This is a genomic window from Paenibacillus xylaniclasticus (genome assembly GCF_004001065.1).
Lineage (GTDB): Bacteria > Bacillota > Bacilli > Paenibacillales > Paenibacillaceae > Paenibacillus_T > Paenibacillus_T xylaniclasticus.
Genome location: NZ_BIML01000041.1, coordinates 1 through 19,441, shown reverse-complemented (window position 1 = coordinate 19,441; position 19,441 = coordinate 1). Strand labels below are relative to the sequence as shown.

Below are 19,441 nucleotides of genomic sequence, written 5' to 3'. Positions count from 1 at the left end.
TAATTAGCAAGAACACCCATTCCCTGACAACCTGTTGTCTTATGGATAGACTAAAGTAATAACCTACATTGGTAGTTTATCTATTTACAACTAGTTCTGTGTTAAACTATCCATGTAACTACTCCCTTAACAGAAGGTGATTATATGCCTGTATACAACAAACTTGTTCGAGATAAAATCCCACAAATCATCGAGAAAGACGGGAAGACCTGCCGTACTCGAATTTTGGATGAGGAAGAATACGTACAGGAACTCCACACGAAACTCCGGGAAGAAACTGCGGAGTATTTGCAAACCAACAACCAACAAGACGCACTCGAAGAACTTGCCGATATGCTGGAAGTAATCAGGGCGCTGGCTGGCGCGCATGGGGCAAGTTGTGAACAGCTTGAAGCGATTCGTATTCAGAAAGCAGAAAAGCGCGGTGGATTTGAGAAGCGTGTGTATCTAATCGATGTCGACGACGAAGCTTAATGTAAAGCTTATAACAGAAAATTTGGCCGATGATCTGATCGCTGGCATGCAGAACGCTTCAGGAATCTACATGATGACTTCCTTCGTCATGCAGTCGGGCGTACGATTGTTGGCTCCACATCTGAAGAGAGCTTTGGATAACGGTGCCGAGGTCAAGGTGCTTGCCGGAGATTATTTATACGTTACGCAACCTGAGGGCCTTCGGGCATTGAAGGAGATAGATGAAAGGCTGGAAGCGCGATTATGGCGAAGCGCCGGAGCGTCATTTCATCCGAAAGCGTATCTGTTCGATTATGACAATGGAGAAGGAGTGTTAATTGTTGGTTCCTCCAACTTCTCGTTGTCTGCGATGCGTATGGGCATGGAATGGAACTTATCGATGAATGCACAGGTTGAGCCGTATACGTTCCAATTGGCTATGGATAAGTTTATGCGCAATTTTTACCACGAATCTACATTGCCTCTCAATGACAGTACAATTAATATTTATGAAGATGAATATGCGTTCTAGCATCAGAGAAATCCAGAGCTGATCCGTCAGATTACGGAGATGGAAGAAGCGGAGTATCGACCATCCGGTACTGGGCAGCTTGAAGTTGAGTCTGTTGATGACACATACGTACAATTGAAGCCAAGACCAGCACAAGTGGCTGCGCTTGAAGAATTGGAGCGAACACTGGAAGAAGAGTACGACAAAGCGATGGTTGTCATGGCGACGGGGTTAGGCAAAACGTATTTAGCAGGTTTTTTCGCGCAGAGGTTTACTCGTGTCCTGTTCATCGCTCATCGTGAGGAAATTTTGTATCAGGCTCAGAAGTCTTTTCAACGTATCATGCCTGATCGTACTTACGGCGTATATAACGGTCAGCATAAAGAAGGCGAGGCGGACTGCGTGTTTGCCTCGATCTATACGCTTGGGAGGAAGAAGCATCGAGAGTCGTTCGAGCCAGATCGATTCGATCTGATTGTGGTTGACGAGTTTCATCATGCTGCGGCAGCATCATATCAGTCTGTGATTGATTACTTTCAGCCCAAATTTCTTCTGGGCATTACAGCGACACCTGATCGAATGGACGGCAAGGATGTCTATGCGATATGCGGCGGAAACGTGGCTTATCAGATTCATTTTATCGAGACGATTCGCCGGGGGTGGTTGTCGCCTTACCGATACTACGGCGTCTATGACGACACAGACTATACGAATATTCGATGGCTGGGCACTCGCTATGACGAGGAGCAACTTGCTGCAGCTCAGTTAAGAAGAAGTCAGGCCTCCAAGATATATGAAGCGTGGTTGAAGCATAAACAGACGCGAACGATTGGGTTCTGTTCTTCAATCAAACAAGCAGATTTCCTAGCGAACTATTTTCTGGAGCAGGGAACGAACGCGATTAGTCTTCATTCCGGAACGGTTGGGATTACGAGGGAAGAGGCTATCCGCCAGATTACAGAGGGCAGTCTGGAAGTGATCTTTACGGTCGATTTGTTTAATGAAGGGATCGATATTCCGAGCGTAGACACGCTGCTTTTTGTCCGGCCGACGGAATCTTTAACTGTATTCACCCAACAGGTTGGCCGCGGCCTTCGCTTAGCAGAACAGAAAACGCACTGCACGATTATCGAACTATCGCAATGCAGATGTGAAACTGAAGCTTTTATCTATGGACGAGGTTGATAGGAGAAGCGGGAAGAAAGGAACCAGTGTACCTACTGCTCCTGCGAATTGCGAGATAAACCTTGAAACTCGCGTTATTAATTTGCTGGATGAGTTAAGTCGCAAACGACTGCCGCATCGTGATCAACTTCTTCGATCATTCCTGGAACTAAAGCATGAATTGGGACGAATTCCTACTTATCTGGAGCTTCACCTTAACGGCAGCACGAATAGTATCGAGTACCGTAATGAATTCGGTTCCTATATCGGCTTTCTACATTGGGCGGATTGCTTAACGGCCAAGGAAGCGGAGATATACTGCAAATATGAAGCATGGCTCCGCGATGTAGAGAAGACCGCTATGACCAAAAGTTATAAAATGATCGTTCTGCACTACATGCTCAAACGCGGCGTGACACGTTGGACGAAGCCGGTATCACCAACTGAGGTTGCTCCATTCTTCCACCGTTATCTGACGGAGAAGGAATATCGTAGACGTATTGATTTCTCGGATCGGGAGTCGCAGCGACTTTGGACTTATGATGAGATTGGCATGAGTCGGCTTATAGCTCAGATGCCGATGACGAAGTGGGGCTCCGTTAAGGGCAGTATGACAGCTTTTGATGGTGAGCGGTTTTCATTAAAGATCGATCCTACGTTGGAGGAGAGCGCCATCTTACATCGATGGACATATGAAATATGTCAGTATCGTTTGCACCTGCATTTTGAGCGGAGAGTCAATAAGCATAAATGACCATTTCATAACCCCTCACAACTATCACGAACGGTATCCATACAACCGAATTGTCTATCGCCAGTGCGACTTGTACCGAGCGAGCGGCCCCCTACCTTTTCTAAGGAGGGGACTGCTCGTTTTTTTTTTGCTGCTGGAACGTTAGTGGTTACGGTATACCTCCTCCAGTCACGTGCATTATGCGGATACAGTGAAGCTAGTCGTATAAGTCAAGTAAACAAACTGTACTAGGCATTGTTTTATCTTTGAAAAAATCAACCTTTTTTACTGTTATTTATTCATTCAATCGTAAATTATTGCTATATTAATATATACAATTAAAGTCCTCGTACTAAAGTCATGTTTGAATATAAATACATATTATGTAAGATGCATAACCCGATCAGTTATAAGTGAATGGGAAGTCGCTGCTCGTTTATGGCAAGCTGGGTACATCGGCCCACCGTTCATGTGGACATTATGATACGTATGGTCATCTTCATGGAGATGATTGCTTGAGGAGGGGCGTAGAGGTATTGCACGGTTGCGCTCAAGCGCATGGCGGCCAGGCTACTAGATATGGCGGGGAGGAATTCGCCCTAATGCTGCCTGTTGGCTCCATCGCAGCGTCCCAGGCTGTACGGCAGGAGCTGCTGTCTAATGCCAAACTGGACGAAGCGGCGGATCTTGTTCAGTATGAGGTGAAGGAGAACGGTTGCAACCGTTAGCGGGTTGGGGTTAGCGCTGTGGGGTTGTCATCCAGGCAGAAGGGCGGTTGCATTGACAGGGAGAATTAGGATTTAATAGGATTATCTTTTATTAATAGATGAGGGATATGAAGGATGACGATCTTACTTCTCTTCGTGACTGTCGTGGCTGCGCTTGCTACCGCAACGGCTGCTGTATTACGCTATTATCCTGCATTCGGAAGGAAACCGGCCAAGGAGCATTTAAGCCGTAATAAGATGTCGGTCAATTATGGCGAGGGTATCTTCGTAAATCAAATTCCAACTTCTTTAAGCATGAATGCACAGGATCTGGCGCCGCTGCTGAAGCAGTACATGAGAGGCATTCGTCAGAGAAAGCCACGACAGCCGCTGCCGATGGCGGATTTCGACGTGAAGAAGATCCGAAGCCGCAATCAACCTGCTGTAACATGGTTCGGTCATTCGGCAGCGCTGCTGGAGCTGGATGGACAGGCGCTGCTGCTCGATCCGATGTTTGGCTTAGCTCCGTCACCGTTCCCGTTCATCGGCAGCAAGCGATACAGCCGATCACTACCGTTCCGAATTGAGCATCTGCCGCGGATTGATGCCGTCATTTTGTCCCACGATCACTACGACCATCTGGACTACGGCTCGATCAAGAAGCTGAAGGACAAGGTTCAGCAGTTCATCGTGCCGCTCGGCGTCGGCAGCCATCTGGAGCGCTGGGGGGTAGAGCCGAACCGGATCAAGCAGCTCGACTGGTGGGATGAATACGATTGTCAAGGAATTAAGCTTGTATGTACGCCGGCGAGACATTTCTCCGGTCGAAGTCTTCATGACCGTAATACGACACTCTGGTGCTCATGGGTGGTGAAGGGCAAGCAGGCAAGCGTCTACTTCAGTGGCGACAGCGGGTACGGGCCTCATTTTGCAGAGATTGGGCAGCGGTTCGGGCCGTTTGATTTCACGCTGATGGAATGTGGTCAATATAATGAGAGCTGGGCAGCGATCCATATGATGCCGGAGCAAACGGTGCAGGCGCATCTTGATGTACGCGGCGGGGTGATGCTTCCGATTCATTGGGCTGCTTTTACGCTGGCGATGCATGCTTGGACAGATCCGATTGAACGGGTGACAAGGCGTGCGAAGGAGCAGGGCGTTAAGGTAGCGACCCCGAGAATAGGTCAGACGGTGCCGATTATTGTAGGCTCAGAAGTAGACGATGAAGCTTATCCGAATGCTGCCTGGTGGAGATAGATGCAGTCTGGGGCGGATGGTGAATATAGCGTAGCCACGATAAAATAGGTTAGCGGCAAATGTGTAATACGTTCCTACGCTCATTCATAGAATGGAATGATGAATAGCGGGGGAGTGGTAATATATATGGAAGAGACGCTTAGAACCTATTATGAGCTGAAGCAGCAGCAGAAGGAGCTAGAGCAGGCGCTTGATGAGCTTCGAGAGGAGATTATCGCCTGGTGCGCGCAGCATGAAGGGGAAGAACGGCTCGCGGGAGGTTATGGTGCGCGGATTGTACAGCAGGATCGGAGAGTGTATGACGATTCCCGCCTATACGAGGCGCTTCCAGAGGCCAGTGTATGGAGGCTGGTCTCTAAAGCCGATCCGGCTAAGGTAGCGAGCTTGGTGAAGCTAAATATGATTTCAGAGGAAGCGTTACGGGGTACATATACAACGAAACGAATTCAATCCCTTCAAGTCCGGAGAATCTGATGAATACGCTGGTGATGCTTGACGGACAAGCTTTTAGGAATGGATAACAATATTATTGCGGGAGACCCAGTTTTTAGATAGAAAAGCCGGGATAGGTGTAAGGGAGGACTGTATTCTTTTGCGGTATATGATGCTGTTCGTCCTCATCCTGCTCGCAGGGTGTGGTCACGATCCAACTAACGATGATACGGATGCAGATAGAAAAATAACGCTGGAGCAATATTATTACTCGGAGTATGAAGAAAGACTGCGGGCACTTCAATTGCAGCTGCAAGCGGACGGATACAAGGTGAGCCTACCGCATTCCTCTGAACATAACGGAGTCATAGAATGGTCGATCTATTCGATGGCGGAAGTGATGGTCCGCGATATTGCTAGTGAAGATGAGAAGGCTCAAAATTATGCGGAGCGGTTCGGCGTTCAATACGACGGGAACGGGTTCCCGTTAGAGTAGCCGGCTGAACAGTCAACTAACGAACAGGGTAGTTTAGAGAATTGAGCTGGAAAGGGGCTCCACTGTGGTGACACCATCTCAATCGGAAGCGGCGTACCAATATGTAAAGCTGCGCACGGATAAGAGGGTCGCATATGTGACGATTCATCGGCCGCCGGTCAACGCGCTGAGCACAGCGGTAATAGCGGAGCTGGCTGCATGTATGGAGCGGTTGGCAGTTGATACGGAAGTAAAAGCGATCGTGCTTACCGGGGAAGGAAAGCTATTCGTTGCCGGTGCGGATATTAAAGAATTTAGTGGAGCATTCGGAGACAAGGAGCAGGGCAGCCTAATGGCTTTGTCCGCCTCACAGACGTTTCAGCGTATCGCGGCAATGACGAAGCCGGTAATTTGTGCCATTAACGGCGGGGCGCTTGGAGGTGGATTGGAGCTGGCGATGTGCTGTCATCTGCGAATCGCAGCTAATGATGCACAGCTGGGGCTGCCAGAGCTGAAGCTAGGCTTAATTCCGGGGTACGGCGGTACGCAGCGGCTGGCACGGCTCGTTGGACAAGCGAAAGCGGTCGAGATGATTCTTATGAGTCGTCCAATCACCGGCAAGGAAGCAGAGCGAATAGGGCTCGTCAATCGGGCAGTGCCGGCTGACGAGCTTCAATCTACAGCAGTGCAATGGGCTGAATATATTGCCAGCGAGCGAAGCTCCGTATCGGTGGCGGCTGCGCTCAAGGCGATATCGCGAGGGTTGGACGTCACATTGGAAGAAGGCTTGCAGCTTGAAGCGGAGCTGTTCGGTGAATTATTTGTAAGCGAGGATATGCGCGAAGGAGTTACGGCGTTCGTAGAGAAACGGAAAGCGGGCTTTCGGGACCGATAGATTTGTCGAGGTATGGGTGCCCATGTCAAATGAAGCTGAGATCGCATCATTTCCTGGGGAATATATAGTGTGAGAATTAAGGAAGAGAAGAGTAATCTCTTCCTTAATTCGTTGTATTACAGTAAGATTATAGTATAAAAATAAAACTAGGTTTCACACAATGGAACAAACAGAGTAGGGAGGTGAAGGGAATGCCAATTGATTTCCACCATGAACGTGTAAGGTTCACCTATGCGGGACGCGATGCCGATCTGTCCTGGCTGATGAAGCTTCAAGAGTGGATAGACGTTCAGGTAGAAGCGGGTGCTTGATATTGGGTGCGGCGGGGGCATCTATTCAAAGGCAATCGCTGGTCTGGGCGCAGCCAGCGTTACGGGGGTCGATTACTCGGACATAAGCCTTGAATCGGCACGCAGCTATTGCTCCGATCTCGACAATGTCGAGTTCACGAAAGGCGATGCTTTGAATACGACGCTGCCTGGCGGACAATTCGATGTTGTATTGGAGCGGGCGCTCATTCATCATCTGCAGCAGAAAGAGCTTCTACCCTGCTTCCAAGAGGCATTCCGGCTGTTAGCCGATGGTGGCATGCTGCTCGTTCAAGACCGAACGCCGGAGGACCGCACTTTGGAAGGAAGTGCGAATCATATTCGCGGCTATTTCTTCGAGAAGTTCCCTTTCCTTACACAGATCGAGACGGAACGTAGACATACGAGCCGCAGCGTGAACGAGGCGCTGACCGCTGCCGGCTTCAGTCATATTGAGACCTTTCAGTTGTGGGAGACGCGGCGTGTGTACAGCAATTTCGAGCAGTTGGCTGACGACCTGATGAAGCGAACCGGCCGTTCGATTTTGCACGACCTTGATGATGCGCAGCTGCAAGAATTAGTGGATTCTATTCGAACGAAGCTGGCTGCGAATGCGGGCCTGATCTTTGAGCAGGATCGCTGGACGGTATGGAAGGCTAGCATATCGCGATAATGTACGACGGCGTCTGTCGGGTGACAGACGCCGTCGGTCGGTTAATAGAACATGCCTTTTTTGAAGGAAGGATAGCGCTTCGGCTTTTTGTATACTTTCTTCAGATCGACTGTTTTCTCTTTCGTGTTGCTGCCGCCGAAAAATGCACTTTGTCCGCCAAATTTCGCATCGGAGATCACTTTAATAATTTGGCCGCTGCTGGTTGCATATTGGATGACGAGGTTCCCTTTGACGATTGTAATAATGTTGACCGTTGATCCTTTCTTGTTCTTGCGCGATTGCTTGGCCCAATATTGTTCCATTACCGACTCTCCTTTATAGTTTGGATACTCTCAATATATGAATCTATGACAAAATGCGAGTATGCGTATGACCGCAGGCACTCCACCAAATGATGAATAGGGACCAATTCCGTGCCGCGCTATTGACATCATTTTTTGGCTTGTGATATATAGAAAGAAGTGCTGGCACTCTCATGGAGTGAGTGCTAATAATAAACGTAAGAAGTTGGAAGGAAGGAGATTGGTTCATGACGAAAACAGCGTTCAAAGCCGAATCGAAGCGGCTGCTCGAAATGATGATCAACTCGATCTATACGCAGCGCGAGATCTTTTTGCGGGAGCTTATCTCTAACGCTAGCGATGCGATCGACAAAATTTATTACAAAGCGCTGACGGACGACAAGCTCGTATTTAATAAGGATGACTATTTTATTAAAATAACGGCGGACAAAGCTGCTCGTACGCTCACGATTACTGATACCGGTATCGGGATGACGCGGGAGGAGCTCGAGAACAACCTCGGTACGATCGCCAAGAGCGGCTCGCTTGCGTTCAAGCAGGAGAACGAGGCGAAGGACGGACATAACATTATCGGCCAATTCGGTGTAGGCTTCTATTCGGCCTTCATGGTTGCGGACGTCGTAACGGTGGTCAGCCGTGCGCTCGGCAGCGACGAAGCGTACAAGTGGGAATCGGAAGGCGCGGACGGCTACACGATTACGCCTTGCGAGAAAGCGACGGTCGGCACCGAGATTACGATGAAGATTAAGCCGAATACGGAGGACGACCAGTACGACGAATTTCTGGAGCCATACCGGCTGAAGGCAATCGTGAAGAAATATTCCGACTTCATTCGCTATCCGATCAAAATGGATTTCACAACGTCCCGTCCGAAGGAAGGGGCGGATAATGAATTCGAGGAAATCGTCGAAGAGCAGACGGTTAACAGCATGATTCCGATCTGGCGGAAGAATAAGAGTGAGCTGACGAATGAAGATTACGAGAACTTCTATTTCGAGAAACGTTACGGCTTCGACAAGCCGATTAAACATATTCATATTAGCGCCGATGGCGCCGTAGTCTACAATGCGATTCTGTTCATTCCGGAGCGTACGCCGTTCGATTACTATACGAAGGAATACGAGAAAGGCCTGGAGCTCTATTCTAACGGCGTTCTCATTATGGATAAATGCGCGGACCTGCTGCCGGACTATTTCAGCTTCGTCAAAGGGATGGTCGATTCCGAGGATCTGTCGCTCAATATTTCCCGCGAGCTGCTGCAGCATGACCGTCAGCTGAAGCTGATTGCGAAAAATATTAAGAACAAGATTAAGAGCCAGCTGCTTAGCTTGGTTAAGGACGAGCGCGAGAAATACGAGAAGTTCTTCCAGTCGTTCGGCCGTCAGCTGAAGTTCGGCGTATATAACGATTTTGGCGCGAATAAGGACGATCTACAGGATCTTCTCCTATTCTACTCCTCGAAGGAGAAGAAGCTGGTTACGCTCGATGAATATGTGTCGAGAATGCCGGAAGATCAGAAGTATATTTACTATGCGACCGGCGATTCGATCGAGCGAATCGAGAAGCTGCCGCAGACGGAGCTTGTGGCGGACAAGGGTTATGAAATTTTGTACTTCACCGACGATATTGACGAGTTCGCAATTAAGGCGCTGAACAGCTATAAGGAGAAATCGTTCAAGTCGGTATCGAGCGGCGATCTTGGCATCGAGTCGGACACGGACGACAAAGCGGACGATGCGGAGGAGAGCAAGGATCTGTTCGAGCAGATGGGGACGATTCTCGCCGGTCAAGTGAAGAAGGTCAAAGCGTCCAAACGGCTGAAGTCGCATCCGGTCTGCTTGTCGGCTGAAGGCGAAGTGTCGATTGAGATGGAGAAAATTTTAAAAGCGATGCCGAACGGCGCCGATGTGCAGGCGGATAAGGTACTGGAGATCAACGTCAACCATGAGGTTTATCAGACGCTGAAGGCGGCACACGCATCCGATCCCGAGAAGCTGAAGCTGTACACGAATCTGCTGTACAACCAAGCGCTTCTAATTGAAGGGCTGCCGATCCAAGATCCGGTCGCGTTCACGAACGATATTTGCAAAGTAATGGTGTAATGAAATACGAGCCGATGTCCTGATGTGAAGGGGCATCGGCTTTTTGGGCTGCAAATATGCTATTATCGTAATCATACGAATGATTGACGAATTGGGAGGGACGGTCGATGACGAAGGCTCGGATCGTAATGTTCGTCGGTCCTGCAGGGGCCGGCAAGACAACGCTGGCGAAGGCTCTGGCTCGACGCTGCAGAATGGCGGTGCTCGATATGGATACGCTGCTTCGTCCGGCAGCGGAAGCGATCATGAATCAGGCGGGGCTTGACCCGAGCGACCGTGATTCGTCTGAATATAAGCGGTTATGTCGTGATCTCGGTTATCGGATTACGATGGATGCCGCGCTTGAGAATGCAGCAAGCGGCGTCGATGCGGTCGTGATCGGCCCTTTTACGAAAGAGCTGGACGATCCAGATTGGATCGGTCGGGAGCTGTCACGGATCGAAGGACAAACGGGAGAAGACGGTGTCTTGGTGAAGGCTGTCTTCGTCTATTTGCCGAGCGAGCAGCATTATTATGAACGGATCGTTCAGCGCGGCTCGGAGCTGGACCAATGGAAGCTGGACCATTGGGAAGCGTTCCGCGCAGCGCTTGTCCGCCGGGATGTGCGCTGGAGGCTGCCCGAGGGCTCTATTCTTTATTTCGATAATTCGGAAGAGATGACGGACGCAGCGATAGATCGGCTGGAGCGGTTCGTGTTCGGGGAGGAAGCTGGAGACGGACCTAGTCCGATGCAGGAAGGACAGCGACCATGAGTATGCAGTTATCGCATCAAGAAATTCAGCGGCTGTGTGGTGTTACTTCGTACCGCAAGGGTGAGAAGTATCGGCGAAGCGGCAAAGTGCTGTTCACGCATGCCGATTCGCGGCTTCCTCTATATAAAGCTACGGTTCAAGTAAACGGCGGCTTCGATGTCATCGTTAAGCGGAACGAGGAAGGTAAGACGGCGGCACAATGCACCTGTCCTGCACTGTCCTCTTACGATAGCTATTGCAGTCATGTCGCGGCTGTATTGCTCGAAATTTTGCTGCATGAAGCGGATGTGTCAATGGGGCCGCCGAAGCAGAGCGGGGCAGGTAAGGGGAATGTTGAAATTGCAGCGGAGAAGGAATCAGCGGTCAGCAGGGAGGCTGACTCGGCAGCGATTGCAGCCGTCGAAGAGGAGCAGCTGACCAGCGCGGTACTTGCGCTGTTCGGCGGCAAGCCGCGGCGGCCAAGTGGAACCAGGACGCAGTTCGATACGAGGGAGCCGCTTGAAGCCTCATTCATCGTGACCCCGCAGCAGCATCGCGGGGGGCTTATGTTCGGCATCGAGCTGAAGGTTGGGCCGCAGCCGAACAAGCTGTACGTCGTGCCGAAGCTGTACAGCTTGTTGGATGCAGTAGAGCGGCGGGAAACGTATTCGTTCTCGAAATATTTTACGTACGACCCTGAGCAGTACCGGTTTCCACAGCGGACCGATGCGGTTATCCAGGAGCTGATTCGCCTCGGCGGCAGCGATCGGATACACGCGAACACGATGGAAGCAGGTTATATGCCTAATAGAGATAGAGCTCCCATGTCTGCGAACGACCGGATCATGCTCATTACGCCGGCAGGATGGGAGACGCTGCTGCCTAAGCTGGTCGAAACGCCGGATGTCCAGCTGATCGTCCACAGTATCGCCTATAACGGATTGGAGCTTACCGACGAACCGCTGCCGCTGCGATTTACATTTGAGGAAGAAGCGGTCGAGAATGTTTACCGGCGCCGTCGGACTCACCCGACGGGCTCTTCTCCTGATATGCCATTCTTCCATCTCCACGTCGAAGGCTTGGATGCTGTGACGGTGATGGACGCTTATAGCTTTGCGATTATTGAAGGCAAGCTGCATAAGCTGACCGAGACGCAGAGCAAGCAGCTTGCCCAGCTGCAATCGTTGCTTGGCCGGACGAACGGCAGTCGGTTTCGCATATCCCCCTCGCAGATGGAAGCGTTCATGGAGCGTGTCGTGCCGGGGCTTATGAAGCTGGGGGGCGTCCATATTGCCACTAGCGTGTCGGAGAAGGTCGTGCATACGCCGCTGAAGGCGAAGCTTTATCTTGATCGGGTTCACGATCGGCTGCTTGCGGCGCTCGAATTTCATTACGGAGATATCGTCATCTCGCCGCTTGAAGGAGCGGAGCAGCGGAATGGCCATCAGCGGATTATTATGCGTGACGGGGAACGCGAGCAGCGGATTCTTGAGCTGATGGGTCAGGCTGATTTTATGGCTACCGAGGGCGGCTATATGATGAGCGGTGACGATGCGGAATACGAGTTCCTCTATCATATCGTCCCTGAGCTGGAAAAGCTGCTGGACGTCTATGCGACGTCCGCCGTGAAGACGAGAATCGCAGTCGGCGTCGGAGCGCCGACCGTGAAGGCAGACGTCGATGTTCGGACCGATTGGCTGGAATTTAGGTTCGAGCTCGATGGCATTCCCGAGCGGGACATTAAGAAGGTGCTGCAGGCCATCGAGGAGAAAAGACGGTACTACCGTCTGCCCGATGGCTCGCTTGCACCGCTGGAAGGTGAGGAGTTCGCGGAGATCGCTCGTCTGATGAATCTGCTGGGCGTTCGGTATTCCGAGCTGATCGATGCCCGTATCCGAGTTCCGTCCGTGCGCAGCCTCCGCTTGCTCGATATCGATGTGGAGGGACGGGCGGTGAAGCTCGGCCGTTCGCTGCGGCAGCTGCTCTACAATATGCGCCACCCCGACAGCTTGAACTTCCCGGTACCGGAGGAGCTGACGGCAGTCTTAAGAGACTATCAGACGATCGGCTATCAATGGATGCGGACGCTTGCCCACTACCGGTTCGGCGGCATTCTGGCAGACGACATGGGTCTAGGCAAAACGGTTCAGAGCATCGCGTTCCTGCTATCGATGCTGCCTGAAATAAGAGAGCAGCGTCTGCCGTCGCTCATTGTCTGCCCTGCATCGCTTATGTACAATTGGCAGCAGGAGCTGCACCGGTTCGCGCCTTCGATTCGTGCGGTGATTGCAGCCGGCACCAAGCCGGAGCGCGAGCGGAATATGCTTTCGCCGGAAGCGGATGTCATTATCACCTCGTATCCCATTCTTCGGCGGGACGCGAAGCTGTATGCACCGCTTGCGTTCCATACGTTGATCTTGGACGAAGCGCAGTACATTAAGAACTACACGACGCAGACGGCGCAGGCCGTAAAGCAGCTTCAGGCCAAATACCGATTCGGGTTAACGGGTACTCCGATCGAGAACCGGCTTGAGGAGCTGTGGTCGATCTACAACGCGGTCTTTCCGGCGCTGTTCCCGAGTCGCCAGCGGTTCCACGAGCTGACGCGAGAGAGCGTAGCGAAGCGGACGCGCCCTTTTCTGCTGCGCAGGCTGAAGAAGGACGTGCTCAAGGAGCTGCCGGATAAGATCGAGACGCTGCAATCGTCCGAGCTGCTGCCGGAGCAGAAGAAGCTCTATGCGGCTTATCTGGCTCAACTGCGCATGGAGACGCTGAAGCATCTCGACGATCGGGAGCTGGACCGCAACCGGATTAAAATTTTGGCTGGCATTACCCGCCTTCGCCAAATCTGCTGTCATCCCGCTCTGTTCGTCGAGGGCTACAGAGGCAGCTCGGCTAAGCTGGAGCAGCTGCTCGACATTGTTGAGGACTGCCGCAATGCAGGCAAGCGAATGCTCGTCTTCTCGCAATTTACTGGTATGCTGGAGCTTATTCGGCGTGAGCTGGGCGTTCGAGGCGTACCGCTCTTCTACCTGGATGGCAGCACGCCGCCGCAGGAGCGGGCGGAGCTGTGTGCTCGATTCAATCGGGGGGAGAAGGAGCTGTTTCTAATCTCGATGAAGGCCGGGGGGACGGGGCTTAATCTGACCGGCGCGGACACCGTTATTTTGTACGATTTATGGTGGAATCCGGCCGTCGAGCAGCAAGCGACCGACCGTGCGCACCGGATCGGGCAGAGGAACGTCGTTCAAGTGATCCGTCTTGCCGCACGAGGCACGGTCGAGGACAAAATGTACGAGCTTCAGCAGCGCAAAATGCAGCTAATCGACGAAGTGATTCAGCCGGGCGAACAGCCGCTTAGCTCGATGACGGAAGAGGATATACGGGAAATTTTGCAGCTTTAAGATCGCTTTACAATTTGCTGCTGGCCCGGCTATACATACGAAGAGCCCAGACAACATGATCTGGGCTCTTCGTATGTGATCGGTATTATCCCGTTGCTAGTATGTATGGTGTTGCTGCGGCTTTGTTCAAAAGGACGGAGGCGTCCTGTATTTCAATTTCGTCTGCGGTATAAATATTGAGTGCTAAATTTCGTTCCAACTCAAGCCCAGTACAGTTGGATATGTCCACCCCTTTAGAGCGGACTCGTGTAAGCTCTACTCGATACGTGATCGACGACTTCTTGTCCCACAAAATATGATCGAACCGTTCTTTGCCGGCACGTTCTTGTTTCAGGCTCTGTACGATTCGGCTGAAGCTGCTGTTGCAACCAAGCGTCAATTGAAAAACGACAAGCTCCTTACGATCGTTGTCTGCTTGCCGCTCCAATACCGGTCGGAACTCCGAAGACAGCAATTCAACGAGATGGCTTGTCGTTCTCCATAATAAGTCGGTCGGTGATTTAGTAGGCGTCTTGACGAGAAGGGGCTCGAACAAGTATCGGTTCTATAGGTCTTTGTCGAGATTTACTAGCTGGCAACGACTGTATTTCGCCTTCTTCTTCTCTCTTTCGAGCGAAAAGGTTTTGCCGATTGCTGGAGGACCGAAGAATACTACAGCTCTTGCCAATCTAAATCCCTCCTGATAGCTCGGCGAACCTCTTCAAATGTTGTATCGAGCGGTTCAAACAGATGATCCAGCGTATGAAGGTTAAGTGCTTTGTAGTCGATGCTGAGCACCATATGGCCCACGCTGTGAGCAAGCATGCCGATCATATATTCCTTTGTTTCGCCTTGATAGTTCCGGTTAATACGCTCCAATTCCTCTTGGATGTAGCGCGAAACGGCCTCCAGATCACGGGTGAGTGCATCCGGCTCGATCGACGCTTTGTTCGCTGTCATTTTCCGCTTTCCTTGACGCGTTGGCGATTGGCAGCTATCGTCGCCCTCTTCGCTAGAACAGCTTGTGCGCCATCATCTCTTCTTGACACTCTTTCTTTGAAGAAGGCTCGTCCGCCTATTACCGGGTTACGAATCGTTGCAACGTGATGTACGACGTCGTTACTATCACGGTAGTAGATTCCGTAGTTGGAATTTGTATGAACATGAAATTTTAGAATGTCGTCTTCTCGCAGTTCGCCGTTCGACGGTCTGTTTATCGTTTTTTTGCGTACGGTCATTCCAATCACTCCTATTTGCCGTCATGACGATTACCTCTGGAGGTATGATCGATGATCGGAAATTGTGGAAACTGTACTTACCTCATTATACTTCATTTTATATAAAATGTAATCTAGAGTCATACTTGGAATCGTTCCTATCCCGACTCCCACGAGTTCTCTGCTTCTATTGCTGTGCAAGTTTGCTATAATAATAGGATGACAAATAGAATTGAGCATGATTATGGAATGGGGCTTTCTCATTGAAAACATTCAAGAAGGTATATATCGAGATTACGAGCATATGCAATCTCGCCTGCACATTTTGTCCGCCGACGGCCCGCGCCAAAGGGTTCATCAAGCTGGACACGTTCAATCATGTGCTGGATCAGATTAAACCTCATACGAACCATATTTATTTGCATGTGAAAGGCGAGCCGCTCCTACATCCGAAGATCGACGAGCTGCTAGATGCCGCTCATGACAAAGGCTTCAAGGTTAACATTACGACGAACGGCACGCTCATTACGAAAAATAAACCGAAGCTGCTCGGCAAGCCGGCGCTTCGTCAGATGAATTTCTCGCTGCACAGCTTCGATGGTCACATCGGCTCGGAGAATCGTGACGGCTATCTTGCCGAGATATTGGCGTTCGTCCGGGAAGCATCAGCGTATAACGTTCTGTTCTCGTTCCGCTTATGGAATCTAACGCAGGACAATTTGACGAACGCCGAGCGCCAGCGCAACCGCGAGACGCTTTCGATTCTGGAGCGGGAATTTAATCTCGATTACAAGATCGAGGAGAAGGTTGAGCCAGGCAAAGGAATCCGGCTAGCGAGCAATGTGTACATTAACCAAGATTACGAGTTCCAATGGCCAAGTCTCGATGCGCCTGAGGACGATGGCCGCGGCTTCTGCCACGCGCTGCGCACCCAGGCGGCCGTGCTGGTCGATGGAACGGTCGTACCTTGCTGCTTGGACGGCGAAGGCGTTATCAATCTTGGCAACATCCACGAGACGTCGTTCTCCGAGATTATCGAAGGGGAGCGCGCGAACAATTTATACTACGGCTTCTCCCGCCGTGAGGCGGTAGAAGAGCTGTGCCGCCGCTGCGGCTACCGTCAGCGGTTCGGCGCTTAGCGCTCAGACCCCATAACACAAAGACATCCGGCTTCCGGATGTCTTTGTGTTATGTAGGCTTGTTATTCTGTTGAGTTCATGAGCCTTCGTCATTCAGGAAGTTGACGAGCATCGGCTTTAGCGCGTTTCCATAGTTTCGGCACAGCAGTGATGACGTCTCGGTCCGTGCGTATTCCTCTTCCCTAACCAGAGGAGAATTTAAGAAGCTTTGACCTTGCGGATGCACCTCATTTTGTAAATACATGGTGAATCAACCAATCCCGTTTAGGCAATATTACGGTTGTACAGGAGGGGGTTCGTGTTGGCTTTTACACAAGAGGAGAGAATTACGCTTCACGGCTTCAACAATTTGACGAAATCGCTTAGCTTCAACATGTACGATATTTGCTACACGAAGACGAAGGAGGAACGGGAAGCTTATATCGAATATATTGACGAGCAGTACAATTCCGATCGTCTAACCCATATTTTAAGTACAGTGGCTGAAATTATCGGTGCGCATGTGCTGAACATAGCGAAGCAGGACTACGTACCGCAGGGTGCGAGCGTGACGCTGCTCGTATCGGAGGGGCCGGTCGTCGAGGTGCCGAGCGAATCGTTCGAGGAGTCGCCGGGTCCTCTGCCCGACAGCGTCGTGATGCAGCTGGACAAAAGCCATATTACGGTGCATACCTATCCGGAATATCATCCAAGCGAAGGCATTAGTACGTTTCGAGCCGACATCGATGTCTCGACCTGCGGAGAAATTTCGCCGCTCAAGGCGCTTAACTATTTGATCCATTCGTTCGAAACCGACGTCATGACGATCGATTACCGGGTGCGCGGGTTCACGCGGGATATTACAGGCAGCAAACTGTTCATTGATCACGATATTAACTCGATTCAGAACTACATCCCTGACGAGATTATCGATCAGTATGACATGATTGACGTTAACGTGTATCAGGAGAACATTTTTCATACGAAGTGCAAGCTGCATAAGTTCGATCTCAACAATTATTTATTCGGCTATACGAAGGATAAGCTGAGCGAGCAGGAGCAGGAGAACATTACGCGGCGCTTGAAGATGGAGATGGATGAAATATTCTATGGAAAACCATTAAAGTCAATTAAGTAAGAGCGTTGAGGGTGTAGTGTTGTCATGAGACGTAGACATCCTTGTGAGTCTAAAAATCAAGGTGTATGATTAGAACAGAAACAAGAGAGGTGCGCCTCACTTCTCCCGATACAACTTGTGGGTGGGAAACCTCCAAGCAAAGAAGCATCAGAAGATAACCCGTTACCCTTGGCGCGAACCTGGGCGGGTTATTTTCGTTTAAGTAAGTGAGTAAAGCCAGCAGAAAGATGCCTAGCATAATCACTTCTTGCAACGAAAATTTCATGGCCTCACCTCCTTCCCGGAGGCAGCCTATCCCACCCAAATCCGTTGTATATGAGTATTATAGCAAACCGTTATCTTCCTAGAAATGGGGATTAAGCATTCGTCAATTTAAGCCTTCGGATGATTAGCAGATGCTAGAGCCGAAGGCTTTCTTGTATATTTTGGAGGATAGTGGAACTTTTCTGCGAACTAGTCTATATAGAGACAAAGAGTTGAACAGCCAGATCGTTCAACGCTATGGGTGAGGGATTGATGAGCTTTTATTATTTGAAGGAGGCTGTACGACGCTATGATTGCGATTGATTTGACGAATAGAACGGCTCTCGTAACCGGAGCGACAGGCGAGCTGGGTCGTGTGATGGCACGGACGCTTGCGAAGAGCGGAGCAGATATCATTATTCATTATTTCAGCAGCGAGTCGAAAGCTCGGGAGTTGAAGGAAGAGATTGAGCAGATTGGGCGACAGGCGTATATCGTGCAGGCAGATATGTCGAAGCTGGAATCCGTCCAGCAGATGAAGCTGAAGCTGGAGGCGGAGTTCCGGCTGCCAACGATCGTCGTAGCTAATGCTGTCTCTTCATATAAATGGACTTCCGTATTGGAGCAGGACGTAAATGATTATGTGGATCAATTCAACACGACGGTCATGCAGCTTGTCCACGCGGCTAAGGCTTTTGTTCCGCATATGATCGAGCAGCGCGCTGGACGACTAATTGCAATTAATACGGAATGCGTTATGCAAAATTTCCCCACGCAATCCGCTTATGTTGCAGGTAAACGGGGGATGGACGGCGTATGCCGCGTATTAGCGAAAGAAATCGGCGAGCATCAAATTACGGTGAACCAAGTAGCGCCAGGGTGGACGATCAGCGAGCGCGACCGCAAGAACGGCACTGAAGAAAGTGTGGACTACAGCAGCAGCGTGCCGCTTCGCCGCCGGGGAACGGATCAGGAAATCGCGAACGTCGTCGCATTTCTCGCATCCGATCTTGCCAGCTACATAACCGGTGCGTATGTGCCGGTATCAGGCGGTAACGTCATGCCGACAATCTAATCGATTATTGAAATATGCTCAGACGCTGGTTATAACTTAATTATGCGCTGAGCTTTATTTTTTGCTAGTTGTTATGGAGCCATTTCATCCGATCACTCGGTACGGATTATCCAGAATGCGCTGTGCACGGTTATTCAATGCCCGATTGTCTTTAAGGCCGAATCTCGGGACAGCTTGGTGCATAAGCTGTCGGTTTCCGAGATAGGTCATAAATGTTATTATCCATTATCATTAACGTTTATTAATGTTGAATATGCTTAACGAAGCGGTTATTCTAGCGAAAGTCTAATGAAATCAGTCTTCAGCGGCAGTTTGATATCCCCGTTTCAAAAAGAAAATCAATAAAGTTTATAAAAAACAGTTGCATTATGTTTGATTCCTATGGTATATTCTAATTCCGGCCGAGATGAACGAGTCGGGCGGGCTTGAAGAGAACAAGTGCAGGAATAACAAATTCCGAACTTGAGAAAATAAAGCTTGCACAACAGATTGTTATGTGATAAGATAATGATCGTTGTCGAAAG

17 protein-coding genes and 1 pseudogene are annotated in these 19,441 nt (G+C 50.4%); 14 read left to right on the top strand and 4 right to left on the bottom strand.

The annotated features are described in order from the left end of the window. The first annotated feature begins 144 nt into the window (after positions 1-144). The 8 genes and pseudogenes from PXY01_RS20780 to PXY01_RS20745 all read left to right on the top strand — a co-directional run bounded on the left by PXY01_RS20780 (position 145) and on the right by PXY01_RS20745 (position 7,608). Positions 145-474, top strand: a complete 330-nt coding sequence (locus PXY01_RS20780) for a nucleoside triphosphate pyrophosphohydrolase (RefSeq protein WP_127572856.1) — start codon at positions 145-147, stop codon at positions 472-474. After that, a pseudogene (locus PXY01_RS20775) lies at positions 455-2,882 on the top strand (DEAD/DEAH box helicase family protein). The gene PXY01_RS20780 and the pseudogene PXY01_RS20775 overlap by 20 nt, the downstream one beginning before the upstream one ends. Positions 2,883-3,274: 392 nt before the next feature. Beyond that, the gene (locus tag PXY01_RS23115; protein WP_127572854.1) at positions 3,275-3,589 is read left to right on the top strand and encodes a diguanylate cyclase domain-containing protein; all 315 of its coding nucleotides are present in this window, start codon (positions 3,275-3,277) and stop codon (positions 3,587-3,589) included. A 114-nt stretch (positions 3,590-3,703) separates the two neighbouring features. Beyond that, positions 3,704-4,825 (top strand): MBL fold metallo-hydrolase, encoded by a 1,122-nt coding sequence (locus PXY01_RS20765; RefSeq protein WP_127572852.1) that lies wholly within the window; start codon positions 3,704-3,706, stop codon positions 4,823-4,825. 126 nt (positions 4,826-4,951) lie between these two features. Then, on the top strand, positions 4,952-5,299 hold the full coding sequence (locus PXY01_RS20760; protein WP_127572850.1) for a hypothetical protein: 348 nt from the start codon (positions 4,952-4,954) through the stop codon (positions 5,297-5,299). Positions 5,300-5,426: 127 nt separating this feature from the next. Beyond that, positions 5,427-5,753: a ribonuclease E inhibitor RraB gene (locus tag PXY01_RS20755; RefSeq protein WP_246028042.1), complete on the top strand. Its 327-nt coding sequence runs from the start codon at positions 5,427-5,429 to the stop codon at positions 5,751-5,753. Positions 5,754-5,820: 67 nt separating this feature from the next. Further along, a complete protein-coding gene (locus tag PXY01_RS20750) occupies positions 5,821-6,627 on the top strand; it encodes an enoyl-CoA hydratase (RefSeq protein ID WP_246028039.1) in 807 nt (268 codons plus the stop codon). Positions 6,628-6,930: 303 nt separating this feature from the next. Then, on the top strand, positions 6,931-7,608 hold the full coding sequence (locus PXY01_RS20745; RefSeq protein ID WP_307719406.1) for a class I SAM-dependent methyltransferase: 678 nt from the start codon (positions 6,931-6,933) through the stop codon (positions 7,606-7,608). Positions 7,609-7,649: 41 nt separating this feature from the next. Here PXY01_RS20745 and PXY01_RS20740 read toward each other — a convergent pair whose 3' ends face one another. Continuing rightward, entirely contained in the window at positions 7,650-7,910 is a 261-nt protein-coding gene (locus PXY01_RS20740; RefSeq protein WP_127572846.1) for a hypothetical protein, read from the bottom strand. Between the two features lie 227 nt (positions 7,911-8,137). On the opposite strand from PXY01_RS20740, the gene htpG reads away from it, so the two are divergent. The 3 genes from htpG (at position 8,138) to PXY01_RS20725 (ending at position 14,147) form a co-directional block, all read left to right on the top strand. Then, the gene (gene htpG / locus PXY01_RS20735; RefSeq protein ID WP_127572844.1) at positions 8,138-10,012 is read left to right on the top strand and encodes a molecular chaperone HtpG; all 1,875 of its coding nucleotides are present in this window, start codon (positions 8,138-8,140) and stop codon (positions 10,010-10,012) included. Positions 10,013-10,119: 107 nt separating this feature from the next. After that, the gene (locus PXY01_RS20730) at positions 10,120-10,764 is read left to right on the top strand and encodes a P-loop nucleotide/nucleoside kinase family protein (RefSeq protein WP_127572842.1); all 645 of its coding nucleotides are present in this window, start codon (positions 10,120-10,122) and stop codon (positions 10,762-10,764) included. After that, entirely contained in the window at positions 10,761-14,147 is a 3,387-nt protein-coding gene (locus PXY01_RS20725) for a DEAD/DEAH box helicase (protein ID WP_127572840.1), read from the top strand. The genes PXY01_RS20730 and PXY01_RS20725 overlap by 4 nt, the downstream gene beginning before the upstream one ends. An 85-nt stretch (positions 14,148-14,232) precedes the next feature. Here PXY01_RS20725 and PXY01_RS20720 read toward each other — a convergent pair whose 3' ends face one another. The 3 genes from PXY01_RS20720 to PXY01_RS20710 form a co-directional block, all read right to left on the bottom strand. Beyond that, the gene (locus PXY01_RS20720) at positions 14,233-14,574 is read right to left on the bottom strand and encodes a hypothetical protein (RefSeq protein WP_127572838.1); all 342 of its coding nucleotides are present in this window, start codon (positions 14,572-14,574) and stop codon (positions 14,233-14,235) included. Between the two features lie 224 nt (positions 14,575-14,798). After that, positions 14,799-15,086: a hypothetical protein gene (locus PXY01_RS20715; protein WP_127572836.1), complete on the bottom strand. Its 288-nt coding sequence runs from the start codon at positions 15,084-15,086 to the stop codon at positions 14,799-14,801. Then, positions 15,083-15,364 carry a hypothetical protein gene (locus PXY01_RS20710; protein WP_127572834.1) on the bottom strand — a complete coding sequence of 94 codons (282 nt, stop codon included), beginning with the start codon at positions 15,362-15,364 and terminating at the stop codon, positions 15,083-15,085. Before PXY01_RS20710 ends, PXY01_RS20715 begins: the two co-directional genes overlap by 4 nt. 242 nt (positions 15,365-15,606) lie before the next feature. Here PXY01_RS20710 and PXY01_RS20705 point away from each other — a divergent pair, with 242 nt between their 5' ends. The 3 genes from PXY01_RS20705 (at position 15,607) to PXY01_RS20695 (ending at position 18,917) form a co-directional block, all read left to right on the top strand. Further along, on the top strand, positions 15,607-16,482 hold the full coding sequence (locus PXY01_RS20705; protein ID WP_127572832.1) for a radical SAM/SPASM domain-containing protein: 876 nt from the start codon (positions 15,607-15,609) through the stop codon (positions 16,480-16,482). A gap of 301 nt (positions 16,483-16,783) precedes the next feature. Then, a complete protein-coding gene (speD, locus tag PXY01_RS20700; protein WP_127572830.1) occupies positions 16,784-17,599 on the top strand; it encodes an adenosylmethionine decarboxylase in 816 nt (271 codons plus the stop codon). A 553-nt stretch (positions 17,600-18,152) separates the two neighbouring features. Further along, positions 18,153-18,917 (top strand): SDR family NAD(P)-dependent oxidoreductase, encoded by a 765-nt coding sequence (locus PXY01_RS20695; RefSeq protein ID WP_174721859.1) that lies wholly within the window; start codon positions 18,153-18,155, stop codon positions 18,915-18,917. Positions 18,918-19,441: the final 524 nt, after the last annotated feature.